Raw genomic sequence first — 12,665 nt, 5'->3', positions numbered from 1 at the left:
CATTTCGCCCGTGCGCGTTTCCCCGGTGCGCGCACGACGGAAAGGGCCTGTGATGGCGATTCTCACCAGCGAGCGGCCCCGTGCCGTCCCGGCGACCCGCGCCTGGCAGGCGGTCTCGGCCGCCGTGGTGGCGATCGCCTGGGGCGGCAACGAGTTCACCCCGTTGCTGGTGATGTACAAGGGGCACGGACTGGCCGCCACGGCCGTCGATCTGCTGCTTTTCTACTACGTGCTCGGCATCGTGCCCGCCCTGCTCATCGGCGGTCCGCTGTCGGACCGCTTCGGCAGGCGCCCGCTCATGCTGCCCGCCCCGCTCATCGCCGCGGCCGGTTCGCTGTTGCTGGCGGCGGGGGCGTCGTCGGTGCCGATGCTCGCGGCCGGGCGGATGCTGTGCGGTGTCGCACTCGGGCTGGCGATGGCCGTCGGCGGCAGCTGGCTCAAGGAATTGTCCGGGCCAGGCGTCGGCGCCCGGCGCTCGGCGATGAGCCTGACCGCGGGTTTCGCCCTCGGCGCGGGTGTGGCGGGCGTGCTCGCACAGTGGGGTCCGCTGCCCGATTCCACCGCGTATCTGGTCAATGTGGCGCTGTGTGTCCTGGCCACGGCCTGGCTGGTGCGAGCACCGGAAACCGTGCGGCGACAGACACATCCGACCCGGCTGCTCCACGATCTGAAGATCCCCGCCGCAGGTCACCGCCGCTTCCTCCGGGTGGCGGTGCCCGTGGCCCTGTGGTTGTTCACCGCCAACGCCACCGCCTACGCCGTGCTGCCCACGCTCATGCTCGGGCAGGTCGGCGACGCCCCGATCGCGTTCTCCGCGCTGGTCACCATGGTCACGCTCGGTTGCGGTTTCACCATTCAGTCGGTCGCGCGCCGCATCGACCGGCCCGGCACCGCCCGCGCCGCGGTGCTCGCGCTCGTGCTGCTCACCGCCGGCATGCTGCTCGCCGCGTGGACCGCGTCGACCCTCACCATCGGCGCGACACTGCTCACCGCCGTCGTCCTCGGCAGCGGATACGGCATCGGCCTGGTCGCCGGCCTGCAGCAGATCGAGCGGATCGCGGGCCCCGGCGACCTTGCCGGGCTGAACGCGGTGTTCTATTCGGTGAGCTACCTCGGATTCGGTGTGCCCGCGATCCTGTCGGCACTGCACGGCAGCTTCGGCTTCGGCTATCCCGCCATGTATCTGGTGACCGCGGCGATCGCCGCGGGCTGCCTCGCGCTGGTCGCGGCCAACTATCGTGAACGAGTATGAGCACCGACCCGGTCGAAACCCTGCGCCGCTGGGCGGATTCGGGCGCGATCTGGCGGGTGCTCACCCGTCGCGCCGACAGCGTCACCATCGGCTTGTTCGAATGCACCGGCGGCCAGGAGGTCGACCGGTTCACCTCCACCGACCCCGCGCTGCTGCGGTTCCTCGGCGAACGGACGAGCAGCGATAGCTGACCGATACTCCCCGCCGGGCTAGGCTGGGTTCCGTTATCGCTTCACACCCCGTCGGCCGTCCCACGGCCGGATCGTCAAGTGAGGAGAGATCATGTCGGCACCTGCCAAGGGACTGGTCGCGGGAACCTGGGTCATCGACCCCGCCCATTCCAGCCTCGAATTCTCGGTTCGTCACCTCATGGTGAGCAAGGTGCGCGGCCGGTTCACCGACTTCTCCGGCACCCTCGTCGTCCACGACGACGGCACCGCCGACGCCGAAGCCGAGATCCAGGTCGCCTCACTCACCACCGACAATCCCCAGCGTGACGCCCATTTGGCCACCGCCGACTTCTTCGACGCCGCCAACTATCCGACGGCCACCTTCAAAGCCACCGGATTCAAGGCCCTGAGCACCGAATTCAGTGTCACCGGCGATTTCACCGTCCGTGGTACCACCCATCCGGTCACGCTCGAGGTGGAGTTCCTCGGCACCGGCCCCGGCATGGCCGACGCGCCGGTCGCCGGTTTCACCGCGACCGCCACGGTGAACCGCCGCGATTTCGGCCTCACCATCGACATGCCGATGGCCGACGGTGGCGCGGTGATCGGCGACAAGATCAACCTGACCCTCGACATCGAGGTCGGCCTGCAGAGCTGAGCGGAACCGGACCGAGGGAGGGGCAGATGATCCGACAACGTTGTTCGGCCGCGCTGGCCGCCGTGCTCGTGCTGCTGCTGGTCGCGGCCTGCGGCGGCTCGACCACCGACTCCGGGTCCTCGACCCAGGCCCCACCCGAGGCTGTCGTCTCGGTGTCGCCCGAGTCGGGCGCCACCGAGATCGACCCGCTGGCCCCGGTCCGGGTCAGCACCAGCGAAGGCACGCTCACCTCGGTCACGATGACCAATGAGCAGGGCAGCGAGGTCGAGGGCGTCTTCACCCCCGATCGCACCGCCTGGAAGCCGACCGAACCCCTCGGCTACGGCCGCACCTACACGATCACCGCCGCGACCGACCGCGGCACCGAGCCGACCACCTCGACGTTCACCACGCTCGCCCCCAACAACCAGACCAAGGTGTATTTCCGCACCACGGGCGGCACGGCCCTGTCGCCACAGGGAACCTTCGGCGTCGGCACGGTTGTCGTGGCCCACTTCGACGAGAACGTGCCGGATCGGGCCACCGCCGAACGGCACCTGTCGGTCACCACCGACCCGCCCGTCACCGGCTCCTGGTACTGGCTCGACGACCGCAACGCCCACTGGCGCCCGCAGAACTACTACGAGCCGGGTACCCGCGTGACGCTCGCCGCCGATATCTACGGCAAGGACCTCGGCGGGGGGCTCTACGGCCAGGAGGACACCAAGACCAGCTTCACCATCGGCCCGTCCCACGTGTCGATCGTCGACGACACGACCAAACAGGTCCAGGTCTACGAGAACGGCACGCTGGTGCGCACCATGCCGACCTCGATGGGTCGCGGCGGCAGCGAACAAGTGGCGGGCAAAACCATCTCTTTCTGGACCCAGCCCGGTGTCTACACGGTGATGGACAAGGCCAATCCGGTCGTCATGGACTCCTCCACCTACGGCCTGCCCGTGAACTCGCGCCTCGGCTACAAGGAGACCATCGGCTGGGCGACCAGGATCAGCACCGACGGCATCTACCTGCATCAACTCGACGACACCATCTGGGCGCAGGGCAACACCAACGTCTCGCACGGCTGCCTCAACCTCAGCGGGGAGAACGCGCGCTGGTTCTACGAGTTCTCCCAGCCCGGTGATGTGGTGGAGATCCGCAATACCGGCGGCGCACCGCTCGAAGTGTGGCAGAACGGTGACTGGAGCGTGCCCTGGGACCAGTGGCTGGCGGGTAGTGCCCTGAGGTGAACCGGATCGATGAACCACCGGCGCCCTGGCCGCGCCGGCAGCCACCCAGGCGTATCGGCGCCCCACCCGTCCCCCGGTCGACCGGCCGTGCCCGGCTCCGCCGCATCGGCTCGATCGTCACCAGGATGTTCGTCGCCGCCGCCGCGCTCGCGGTGCTGGCGGGTACGGGCCTCGCCTGGTCGGCGAAGAACGGTTTCGATGCCGGTTTCCTGCACTCCGACGCCCTCGGCGACGACGCGCCACGCTCGCTCGACGGCGCGGTCAACATCCTGCTGATCGGCCTGGACACCCGCAAAGACCTCGACGGCAAGGACCTGCCGAAAGCGATCCTCGACCAGCTGCACGCCGGTGACGGCAGCGAAGGTGGCTACAACGCCAATTCGCTGATCCTGCTGCACATTCCGGCGGATATGAGCAAGATCGTCGCCTTCTCCATCCCCCGCGACAACTATGTGGCGGTCACCGGCATCCCCGGCTACTCGCGCATCAAGATCAAAGAGGCATACGGCCTGAAAAAGGCTGTGGTGCAGGCGAAACTGATGGAGCAGGGCGTCGACGACCCCGTAGAACTCGAGCGCCGCAGCCGGGAGGCGGGCCGCGAATCCATCGTCACCACGGTGCGCAACCTGGTCGGAGTGCCGATCGACCGGTTCGCCGAGATCTCGCTCGCCGGGTTCTACGACCTGGCCGACGCGGTGGGCGGCGTCGATGTGTGCCTGACCAACGCCGTCGACGACAGCGAGTTCTCCGGCGCGGTGTTCCCCGCGGGCCGTCAGCATCTCGACGCGTCCCAGGCCCTCGCGTTCGTGCGCCAGCGCCACGGTCTGCCCAACGGCGACCTCGACCGCACCCACCGCCAGCAGGCCTTCCTCACCTCGGTTGCCAAGTCGCTCAAGGACTCCGGCACCCTCACCGATCTGAGCAAGCTGTCGGCGCTGATGGATGCGGCCCACCGCGACGTCGTGCTGTCGCAGGGCTGGGACCTGTTCGAGTTCGTCCGCGACCTCGGTGCGGCGGGCAGCATCCCGGTCGAGTTCCGCACCCTGCCGGTGTTGCGCTACGACGTGATCGACGGTCAGGACGTCAATATCGTCGACCCGGCCGCCATCAAACGCGAGGTGCGCGCGGCTTTCGGCCAACAAGCCCCGACAACCACTGTGGCGGCGGCGAATCCCGATGCCGTGGTGGACGTGCACAATGTCGGCTCGACGACAGGGCAGGCCGCCCAGGTGTCGAAGATGCTGACCGCGCGCGGCTACGGCACGGGCGAGGTCGGCAGCGGTGACGGCAACGACGAGCCCTATTCGGCGGTCACCTACGGCCCCGGCGCCATCCACGACGCGCGCGCTGTCGCCGAAATCCTCGGTGGCCTACCGGTTTCCGCGTCGCCCTGGGTGGAGGACGGCCACGTGCGCGTCGTCCTCGGCGCCGACTTCACTCCCCCGGCCGAACTGAGCCCGACCACCACCACCCGCCCCGTCACCACGACCAGCAGCGTCGCCGGACAGCCCCTGCCGGACGCAGGCAAACCACTCACCACCAACATCGGCGACACGATCCCCTGCGTGAACTGAGCCGCTCCGCAGCCGACGACAAAACGGCCCGGCCACCGGTTTCCCAGCGGCCGAGCCGTTTTCGGTGAACTCAGTCGACCGGAGCGTCCGGGTAGTCCTGCTGCCGGTAGCCCCCACGCAGCGTCCCGTCGAGGTAGGCCGCCCGGCACGCACGCCGGGCGATCTTGCCGCTCGAGGTCCGCGGAATCGAACCGGCAGGCACCAGCAGCACATCACGCACCGTCACACCGTGCCTGCGCGAGATCGCCGCACGCACCGTTTCGATGATCGGCTGCGGATCGAGTTTCGCCGCCCCCGAACCTCTTTCGGCCACCAGGACCAACTGTTCGGCGATGTCGTCGGCATCGGCCACCCGCACCGGCGCGGGCAATTCTCCCGCCGGAACCGAGAACGCCGCGATGAAGCCCGGCCGCAGCGCGTTGCTCGCTTCCTGTGCCGAATACTCGAGGTCCTGCGGGTAGTGATTACGTCCGTCGACGATGACGAGGTCCTTCACCCGGCCGGTGATGAACAGTTCCCCGTCGTAGTAGGCACCGAAGTCGCCGGTGCGCATCCAGGTCGCGTCCTCCGGCGCGCCCTCGGCGCGGCTGCCGACCGGATTGCGGGTCACCCGGTTGTGGAAGGTCTGCGCGGTCTCCTCCGGCCGCCCCCAGTAGCCGATGCCCATATTGTCGCCGTGCAACCAGATCTCGCCGACCTCACCGTCGCACCGCTCGATGCCCGTCTCCGGATCGACGATCACGGCCCACTGCGACCTGGCGACATACCCGCACGACACCTGCGCCACCGCCTGCGCGGCGTGCTCGTCGACCTCGACCATGCGTCCGGCATTGAGCTTGCCCCGGTCCACATAGACCACCCGCGCCTCGTCCTCGCGGCGGGTGGCCGACACGAACAGCGTCGCCTCGGCCATCCCGTAGCAGGGTTTGATCGCGGTCTTGGACAGCCCGAACGGCGCGAACGCCTCGTTGAACTTGCGCATCGAGGCCACCGACACCGGTTCGCTGCCGTTGATGAGCCCGATCACGTTCGACAGGTCGAGCGTCTCGTCGCCTTTGGGCAACCCGCGCACCGCCGCGTGCTCGAACGCGAAGTTCGGTGCGGCCGAGTAGATCTCGGCTCCGTCGGCCTGGGCTGCGAGTTCCTTGATCCAGCGCGAGGGCCTGCGGACGAACGCGCTCGGCGACATGATGGTGATGAACTTGCCGCCGATGGTCGGCAGGATCACGGTGAGCAGCCCCATGTCGTGGAACAGCGGCAACCAGGTGACACCACGCGCGTTCTCGGTGATGCCGATGGCGTCGATCATCTGGAGCAGGTTGGTGCCGACCGAGCGGTGGGTGATCTCCACACCGGCGGGCACCCGGGTGGAGCCGGAGGTGTACTGCAGGTAGGCCACGCTGTCGATCGAGATGTCGGGCCTGCGCCAGCGCGATCCCACCGCGTCCGGGATCGCCTCCACCGCGATGATTCTCGGCCTGCGCGTGTTCGGCTGTTCGCGGAAGAAGTTGCGTACCCCCGCCGCCGAACCCGTGACGGTGAGCACCGCGGCCGGCTCGCAGTCACCGAGCACCGCGTGCAACCGATCGCTGTGCCCTTGCTCCTCCGGATCGAACAGCGGCACCGCGACATTGCCCGCGTACACCGCCGCGAACAGCGCCACCACGTAGTCGAGCCCCTGCGGCGCCAGAACCGCAACACGGTCGCCCGGCTCGGTGACCTGCTGCAAACGCGCCGCCACCGCCCGCAACCGCACCCCGAACTCACGCCAGGTGAGCTCCTGGTATTCGCCGTCGCGTTCGCGCGAGTAGTCGATGAACCGGTAGGCCAGCTCGTCGCCGTTGGCCTCGCTGTGCTTGTCGACGAAATCGATGAGCGTCTGGTTACCGGGAATGCGGATGGCGCCGTGCTCGTCGAGGTAGTCGTCGAGTGTCTCGCCGATCATCAGAACCGCCCGAAGGCCAGGGCCACGTTGTGCCCGCCGAAGCCGAACGAGTTGTTCACCGCGTAGTCGATGCGGCCCGGCCGCGCCTGACCCGAGACCACGTCGAGGTCGATCGCGGGGTCCTGGTTCTCCAGGTTCAGCGTGGGCGGGACGATGCTGTCGCGCACGCTGAGCACGGTGATCACCGATTCCAGCGCACCCACCGCGCCGATCGAATGCCCGAGTGCCGACTTCGGCGCGTACACCGAGGCATGCGACCCGATGGCCTTGCCGATCGCGTTGGCCTCGGCGGTGTCGCCGATGGGGGTGGCGGTGGCGTGGGCGTTGATGTGGGTGACGTCGGTGCGGCTGATGCCGCCGGTCTGCATGGCCCGCGTCATCGCCCGAGCCGCACCGGTGCCGTCGGGGTCGGGCGCGACCAGGTGGAAGCCGTCGGAGGTGACTCCCGCACCCAGCAGGCGCGCGTGGATCGTCGCCCCGCGCGCCTTGGCATGGGCCTCAGTCTCGATCACCATCATCGCCCCGGCCTCACCGAAGACGAATCCGTCGCGGTCGACGTCGAACGGGCGCGAGGCGCCCTTGGGGTCGTGATTGCGGGTGCTCATGGCACGCATCTGGGTGAAGGCCGCGATCGGCACCGCCTGGATGCAGCCTTCCACCCCGCCGGTCACCACCATGTCGGCATCGCCCATCACGATCATCCGCCACGCGTTGGCGATGGCCTCCGAACCCGACGAACACGCCGAAACGGGCGTGGAAACGCCTGCGCGCGCGCCCAATTCGACGCCGACACACGCGGCGGCGCCGTTGGGCATCATGGCCGCGACGGTCTGCGGCGACACCTTCCGGTAGCCGCCGTTGGACAGCTTGTCCCGCGCGTACAGCAGGGATTCGGCGCCGCCAAGCCCGGTACCGATGGAGACGCCGAGCCGATCCAGGTCGACCTCGGGGCTGCCCGCGTTGCGCCAGACCTCACGGCCGAGCGCCACGGCCATCTGCTCGACATAGGACAACCGGCGCGCCTCCTCGCGGGTGAGCGAGGCCGCCGGCGACACCTTCAGGTGACCACCGATCCGCACCGGAAGGTCGAAGTCGTCGATGAAGGAGTCCTCCAGGACGTCGATCCCGCTCTCGCCGTTGAGCAGACCTTTCCAGGTCGAGTCGACGTCGCCCGCGATCGACGTGGTCGCCGCAAGGCTCGTGACCACGATGTCCGTCATAATTCTTCGCTCACTCTCTCTAGCTATGCCACGACTGAACGGGAACCGCTGATGGAGCTGAACTGGTGAAGCGTAGAGAATGGCACCGCGTTTCGCCAGGTGCCTTGTGCCGGGTCTATTCTCGGCGACGACCGGCAACATTACCGACTCTTGCTTTTCCCTGCAGCGAAAGGGCACGAGCGTGGCCAGGAACCTCACCCAGCTGGAACTGCTGATCGAATTGGAAGATGTTGCGGCGCGCAATGTCGATCGTCATCTATCGATGGCCAAGGACTGGCACCCGCACGACTACGTGCCGTGGGAGCAAGGCCGCAATTTCGCATCGATGGGCGGAATCGATTGGGCGCCCGAGCAATCCGCCCTGAACGAGGTCGCCAAGGCGGCGATGATCACCAACCTGCTCACCGAGGACAATCTGCCCTCCTATCACCGGGAGATCGCCGAGAACTTCTCCCAGGACGGCGCCTGGGGCACCTGGGTCGGTCGCTGGACCGCCGAGGAGAACCGGCACGGCATCGTGATGCGTGACTATTTGGTCGTAACGCGCGGCGTCGACCCGGTCGCGCTCGAGAACGCGCGGATGATCCACATGACCAACGGCTACTCGGCCATGTCGGTGGTCGACGAGAAGGCCGGCGCCTTCGATGTGCGCGACACTTCCGGCGCCGGCTTCCTGTACTCGGTGGCCTATGTGACCTTCCAGGAACTGGCCACCCGGGTGAGCCACCGCAACACCGGCCGTGCCTGCGACGATCCGATCGCCGACCGCATGCTCGCCCGCATCGCCGCCGACGAGAACCTGCACATGATCTTCTACCGCAACCTGTGCGCGGCCGCCCTCGATCTGGCGCCCGACCAGACCATGGAGGCGATCGCGACCATCGTGGCCGGTTTCCAGATGCCGGGCGCCGGCATGCCCGGATGGCGCCGCAACGGTGTGCTGATGGCCAAGCACGGCATCTACGATCTGCGCCAGCACCTCGAGGAAGTCCTGCTGCCGGTGCTGCGCAAATGGGACATCTTCGATCGCACCGATTTCGGTCCGCGAGGCGAGAAGGCGCGCGACGATCTGGCCGCCTTCCTCGACCGGTTGCGCCACGACGTGGTTCGCTTCGAGGAACAGCGCGATCGCTCACTCGCGCGCGCGAAGCAACGTCAGCTGGTCTGATCGAGCGCGGGCGGCGACCGGTGCACCTGTGGCCGGATCGCCGCTCGCGCATGGTGTTTGTTCCGGTACATCGCGGCGTCGGCGGCCTGGAGCAGTTCGTCGGCGGCGGCCGGTGGCTGTTCGAAGAACGCGGTGCCGATGCTCACGCCCACGGCGAGCATGTGCCCGTCCACCTCGAGCGGCGCCGACAACGCCGCCATCAGCTCGTCGGCCAGCTCGGTCAATGCCTGTTCACCCGAACACTTTTCGACGAGCACGAGGAATTCGTCGCCACCGATCCGCGCGGGCAGCGCCGCGCGCGGGCCGAGGGTGTCGCGAAGGCGGTCGCCGACCACCCGCAGCACCCGGTCACCGATGGTGTGGCCCCACAGGTCGTTGATCTCCTTGAAGCCGTCGAGATCCAGATAGCACACGCCCACCGGCGGTTCGGCGCCCGCGAGCCGGCTGAACAGGTGCGACCGGTTCGGCAGGCCGGTCAGCGCGTCGTGGTTGGCGTCGTGCCACAGCCGGTCGGCCAGCTGCTTGCGCTCGGTGACGTCGACCGCAACACCGACCAGGAACCGGATGGCGCCCTCGGCGTCACGAACCGCCGACATCGACAGGTCGATCGAGGTGACCCGCCCGTCGTCGCGAACGTGTTCGGTCTCGGTCCGGAAGCTCTCCGACTCCCCCGCGACCATTCGCTGCAGTTCGACGAAGGCATCGTTGAGGTTCGCCGGGCCGAGGATGTCGGCGACGGTGCGCCCGACCATCGCCTCGGGGGTCTGCCCGAGCATTTCGGCCAGGGTCAGGTTGCAGTTCACCACGCTGCCGGTCATGTCGACGGTGCCGATGCCGACCAGCGCACCGTCGAATACGGCCTCGAAACGGGCCTCCGACAGGGCCCGCCGGTCCTCTGCCTCCTGCGCGGCCGAGAGCACTGCGGCCAGCGTCTGTTCCTGTTCGGCCAGTGCCGCCGCCCGCAGCGCGGCGGTGAAACCGGCCGCGAAGTCACCCGCCAAAGTAACTGCGCGGCTACGGATTTCGGGGAGAGCCGGGTCGTCGGAGCCGGCGGCGGCGTGCTCGACGAGGTCGGTGCACAGCACCGGAACCGTGCGGCTCACTGCGGCCGGGTCGCGGTAGTTCACCGCGACAAGCATGCGCGCCGCCTGCCGGGCGACATCGGGGTCCTCACCACCGCGCGCGGCATCGATGAGACCCGTGCACAGGGCGGCGAGCATGTCCTCGATCTGGGAGCGGGTGAGGGTGGGAGCGACAACACCGTCGAGCGCGTCAGCCCACCGCTGCGCCAGCTCCCATGACCCCACCGTTCATCCGCCCCTGTCGTCGTCTCTCGCACCGCCGTGACGACGGGCTCAGCCCTTGCGCGCGACCCCACCGAGACCGAGCGAACGCCCGGGCTTCTCGTGCTGATCTCGCTCCGACTCAGGTCGCCACGCCGGCAGTTCCACCACGCCCGGCGACTCCAGATCCCAACCATCGAACATGGCGACGATCGCGTCCTTGGGCCGGAAATGGATACCGACCCGGTTCTCGTTCGCCGCGTTGGCGCTCAGTTTACCCGCGTCCTCCGGCCGCAATTCCGAGGTCAGATGGGAGATGGCGACGAGACTGCCCGGCGCGACCACCTCCCGCAGCGCGCTCACCTTCCCCGCCGGATCGTCGTCGTCGGACACCAGATGCAGCACCGCGATCAGCAGCAGCCCGACCGGCTCCGCGAAGTCGATCAGCCCGGTCTCCCGGACGGCGGCCAGCAGGTCGTCGGTCTTGCGCAGGTCGGCCTCGATCGCGCCCGCCCGCTCGTTCCCGTGCAGGATCGTGCGCGAATGCATGACGGCCACCGGGTCGATGTCGACGTAGAGCACGCGCGCCTGCGGGTCGAGTTCGTGCACGATCTCGTGCACATTGCCCGCGGTGGGGATGCCGGAACCGATATCGAGGAACTGGCGGATGCCCGCGTCGAGCATGAACCGGACGGCCCGCCGCAGGAACGCACGGTTGCTCAGCGCCAGGCGCGGCAGATCCGGCACGAGCTTGGTTCCCATTTCGGCAGCCATCCGGTCGACCGCGAAATTGTGCGAGCCACCGAGTAGTGCGTCGTACATCCGAGCCGGGCTCGGTTGCTGCATATCGACACCGTCCGGTGCCCAGGCAGGCCTGTCCATCGCCGATCAACCCCTGTCTTTCCGCGCCGCGCCCCGGCGGCATTCGATGATCGTAAACTCCGGCACCGACATCGGCGCGGTTCGGTTCACTTGCCGGCGCCGTACGGCTGCGCCCACAGCGGCGCGACATCCGGCGTCATCGTCGCGACGACCGGCACCCCGGCTGCCAGAAAGTTCTCCAGCGCCCGGCGCATATGGTCGGCCGAGGTGATGAGCACCGCCTTTTGCACGCCGAGTGCCGCCATGAGCTGCGCCGAGAATTTCGCGTTCTGCACGGTGGAACCGGCTTCGGTTTCGGCGTGCAGCCGGTGCTTTGCCACGCCGCGTACATGCAGCCAGTCGGCCATCACCTGCGCCTCGGTGACACCGTTGCGCGGATTGCCACCGGTGACGATCACCGGCGAGGCGGGTGACATATAGGCCTGGACCAGCGCGGCGTGCAGCCGGTTGCTCAGTTCGGCACGCATGGTGCCGTCAGGTTGCAGGCCGTAGCCGAGAACGACGATCGCCGTCTCGGGGCCGTAGGTTTCGGGCAGATCGATTCCCGCTACTCCCGCAAGGGAATTCGCGGCGCCGAGCATATCGGCGGTGACCCGGTCGGTGATGCCCGCGAGCGGGTCGGGTCCGGGTTCGGCGGCTACCGGTGCGGCGGTGAGAACCGCCCCGATGAGGGCGGCGGGAAGCACGAGTGCGGCAGCGCCGCGACGGAGAACTTGATGAGCGAGCCGGTCCATGCGACAACCTCCAGAGCGACGTCGCATAATGGTCGCGCACCGGAGCGCCGGGCACAGAGGTTTTTGAAATGTTGCCGATTCGCTTCTGAATCCGCTCCGTGGGACGAAACAGGTCCCCCGGTCTCGGCCGAAGGACCTGCGGTACCTAGGTCAGAACGGCTGGCCTGAGAGCGAGCCGAGGATCAGGATCGGCAGGGCGATCGCCGAGAACAACGCGGAGCGGAGCGGATCGCCGGCCAAGTAGCCCTCGCGCAGCCAAGAAAGAGCGTCAGTAGAACCCATGAACATTCCCTTGTTCGAACGGCTCGAGATCGGTCACCCGGTGAATCGTGTCCTCGCTGCGAGACGTTACCGAGACTCATGACATGCATGCTCAGGAAAACGCAAAAAGGCCCTCCAGCATGGCTGGAGGGCCTTTTCGTGAATGATTGTCCGGCGGTGTCCTACTCTCCCACACCCTGTCGAGTGCAGTACCATCGGCGCAGGTGGCCTTAGCTTCCGGGTTCGGAATGGGACCGGGCGTTTCCCCACCGCTATAACCGCCGTAACA

The 12,665-nt window shown here is 68.0% G+C and carries 12 protein-coding genes and 1 rRNA gene; 6 read left to right on the top strand and 7 right to left on the bottom strand.

The window, feature by feature from the left end; translation table 11 throughout:
• Nucleotides 1-52: 52 nt before the first annotated feature.
• The 5 genes from LDL21_RS16830 (at nucleotide 53) to LDL21_RS16810 (ending at nucleotide 4,883) form a co-directional block, all read left to right on the top strand.
• Entirely contained in the window at nucleotides 53-1,252 is a 1,200-nt protein-coding gene (locus LDL21_RS16830; protein ID WP_225280866.1) for an MFS transporter, read from the top strand.
• Entirely contained in the window at nucleotides 1,249-1,443 is a 195-nt protein-coding gene (locus tag LDL21_RS16825) for a hypothetical protein (RefSeq protein WP_181700085.1), read from the top strand. Before LDL21_RS16830 ends, LDL21_RS16825 begins: the two co-directional genes overlap by 4 nt.
• Nucleotides 1,444-1,534: 91 nt before the next feature.
• The gene (locus LDL21_RS16820; RefSeq protein ID WP_225280865.1) at nucleotides 1,535-2,080 is read left to right on the top strand and encodes a YceI family protein; all 546 of its coding nucleotides are present in this window, start codon (nucleotides 1,535-1,537) and stop codon (nucleotides 2,078-2,080) included.
• A 26-nt stretch (nucleotides 2,081-2,106) separates the two neighbouring features.
• Entirely contained in the window at nucleotides 2,107-3,309 is a 1,203-nt protein-coding gene (locus LDL21_RS16815; RefSeq protein WP_225280864.1) for a L,D-transpeptidase, read from the top strand.
• 125 nt (nucleotides 3,310-3,434) lie between these two features.
• Nucleotides 3,435-4,883 carry an LCP family protein gene (locus LDL21_RS16810; protein ID WP_225280863.1) on the top strand — a complete coding sequence of 483 codons (1,449 nt, stop codon included), beginning with the start codon at nucleotides 3,435-3,437 and terminating at the stop codon, nucleotides 4,881-4,883.
• Between the two features lie 70 nt (nucleotides 4,884-4,953).
• Here LDL21_RS16810 and fadD32 read toward each other — a convergent pair whose 3' ends face one another.
• Nucleotides 4,954-6,828, bottom strand: a complete 1,875-nt coding sequence (fadD32, locus tag LDL21_RS16805) for a long-chain-fatty-acid--AMP ligase FadD32 (RefSeq protein ID WP_225280862.1) — start codon at nucleotides 6,826-6,828, stop codon at nucleotides 4,954-4,956.
• On the bottom strand, nucleotides 6,828-8,048 hold the full coding sequence (locus LDL21_RS16800) for a KasA/KasB family beta-ketoacyl-ACP synthase (RefSeq protein WP_181700076.1): 1,221 nt from the start codon (nucleotides 8,046-8,048) through the stop codon (nucleotides 6,828-6,830). Before LDL21_RS16800 ends, fadD32 begins: the two co-directional genes overlap by 1 nt.
• Nucleotides 8,049-8,229: 181 nt before the next feature.
• On the opposite strand from LDL21_RS16800, the gene LDL21_RS16795 reads away from it, so the two are divergent.
• The gene (locus tag LDL21_RS16795; protein WP_181700074.1) at nucleotides 8,230-9,216 is read left to right on the top strand and encodes an acyl-ACP desaturase; all 987 of its coding nucleotides are present in this window, start codon (nucleotides 8,230-8,232) and stop codon (nucleotides 9,214-9,216) included.
• Here LDL21_RS16795 and LDL21_RS16790 read toward each other — a convergent pair.
• From LDL21_RS16790 to rrf, 5 genes are all read right to left on the bottom strand, one after another.
• On the bottom strand, nucleotides 9,204-10,523 hold the full coding sequence (locus LDL21_RS16790; protein WP_225280861.1) for a sensor domain-containing diguanylate cyclase: 1,320 nt from the start codon (nucleotides 10,521-10,523) through the stop codon (nucleotides 9,204-9,206). The two genes, LDL21_RS16795 and LDL21_RS16790, sit on opposite strands and share 13 nt — an antisense overlap.
• 48 nt (nucleotides 10,524-10,571) lie before the next feature.
• Nucleotides 10,572-11,381 (bottom strand): SAM-dependent methyltransferase, encoded by an 810-nt coding sequence (locus LDL21_RS16785; RefSeq protein ID WP_181700071.1) that lies wholly within the window; start codon nucleotides 11,379-11,381, stop codon nucleotides 10,572-10,574.
• An 86-nt stretch (nucleotides 11,382-11,467) separates the two neighbouring features.
• A complete protein-coding gene (locus tag LDL21_RS16780) occupies nucleotides 11,468-12,115 on the bottom strand; it encodes a YdcF family protein (RefSeq protein WP_225280860.1) in 648 nt (215 codons plus the stop codon).
• Nucleotides 12,116-12,265: 150 nt separating this feature from the next.
• A complete protein-coding gene (locus tag LDL21_RS29830; protein ID WP_255495570.1) occupies nucleotides 12,266-12,397 on the bottom strand; it encodes a hypothetical protein in 132 nt (43 codons plus the stop codon).
• A gap of 148 nt (nucleotides 12,398-12,545) precedes the next feature.
• Nucleotides 12,546-12,662: ribosomal RNA gene (gene rrf / locus LDL21_RS16775) — 5S ribosomal RNA — on the bottom strand.
• Between the last annotated feature and the right edge of the window lie 3 nt (nucleotides 12,663-12,665).

Source organism: Nocardia rosealba (assembly GCF_020216065.1).
Lineage (GTDB): Bacteria > Actinomycetota > Actinomycetes > Mycobacteriales > Mycobacteriaceae > Nocardia > Nocardia rosealba.
Note: the sequence above shows the minus strand (reverse complement) of the source record. Positions and strands in the feature narration are given on the sequence as shown.

What these genes read in the sequence shown, in the direction of transcription:
- LDL21_RS29830 (WP_255495570.1), bottom strand. Translation starts at nt 12,397, where the DNA reads ATGGGTTCTACTGACGCTCTTTCTTGGCTGCGCGAGGGCTACTTGGCC.
- LDL21_RS16820 (WP_225280865.1), top strand. Translation starts at nt 1,535, where the DNA reads ATGTCGGCACCTGCCAAGGGACTGGTCGCGGGAACCTGGGTCATCGAC.
- fadD32 (WP_225280862.1), bottom strand. Translation starts at nt 6,828, where the DNA reads ATGATCGGCGAGACACTCGACGACTACCTCGACGAGCACGGCGCCATC.
- LDL21_RS16785 (WP_181700071.1), bottom strand. Translation starts at nt 11,381, where the DNA reads ATGGACAGGCCTGCCTGGGCACCGGACGGTGTCGATATGCAGCAACCG.
- LDL21_RS16825 (WP_181700085.1), top strand. Translation starts at nt 1,249, where the DNA reads ATGAGCACCGACCCGGTCGAAACCCTGCGCCGCTGGGCGGATTCGGGC.
- LDL21_RS16810 (WP_225280863.1), top strand. Translation starts at nt 3,435, where the DNA reads ATGTTCGTCGCCGCCGCCGCGCTCGCGGTGCTGGCGGGTACGGGCCTC.
- LDL21_RS16800 (WP_181700076.1), bottom strand. Translation starts at nt 8,048, where the DNA reads ATGACGGACATCGTGGTCACGAGCCTTGCGGCGACCACGTCGATCGCG.
- LDL21_RS16780 (WP_225280860.1), bottom strand. Translation starts at nt 12,115, where the DNA reads ATGGACCGGCTCGCTCATCAAGTTCTCCGTCGCGGCGCTGCCGCACTC.
- LDL21_RS16815 (WP_225280864.1), top strand. Translation starts at nt 2,107, where the DNA reads ATGATCCGACAACGTTGTTCGGCCGCGCTGGCCGCCGTGCTCGTGCTG.
- LDL21_RS16830 (WP_225280866.1), top strand. Translation starts at nt 53, where the DNA reads ATGGCGATTCTCACCAGCGAGCGGCCCCGTGCCGTCCCGGCGACCCGC.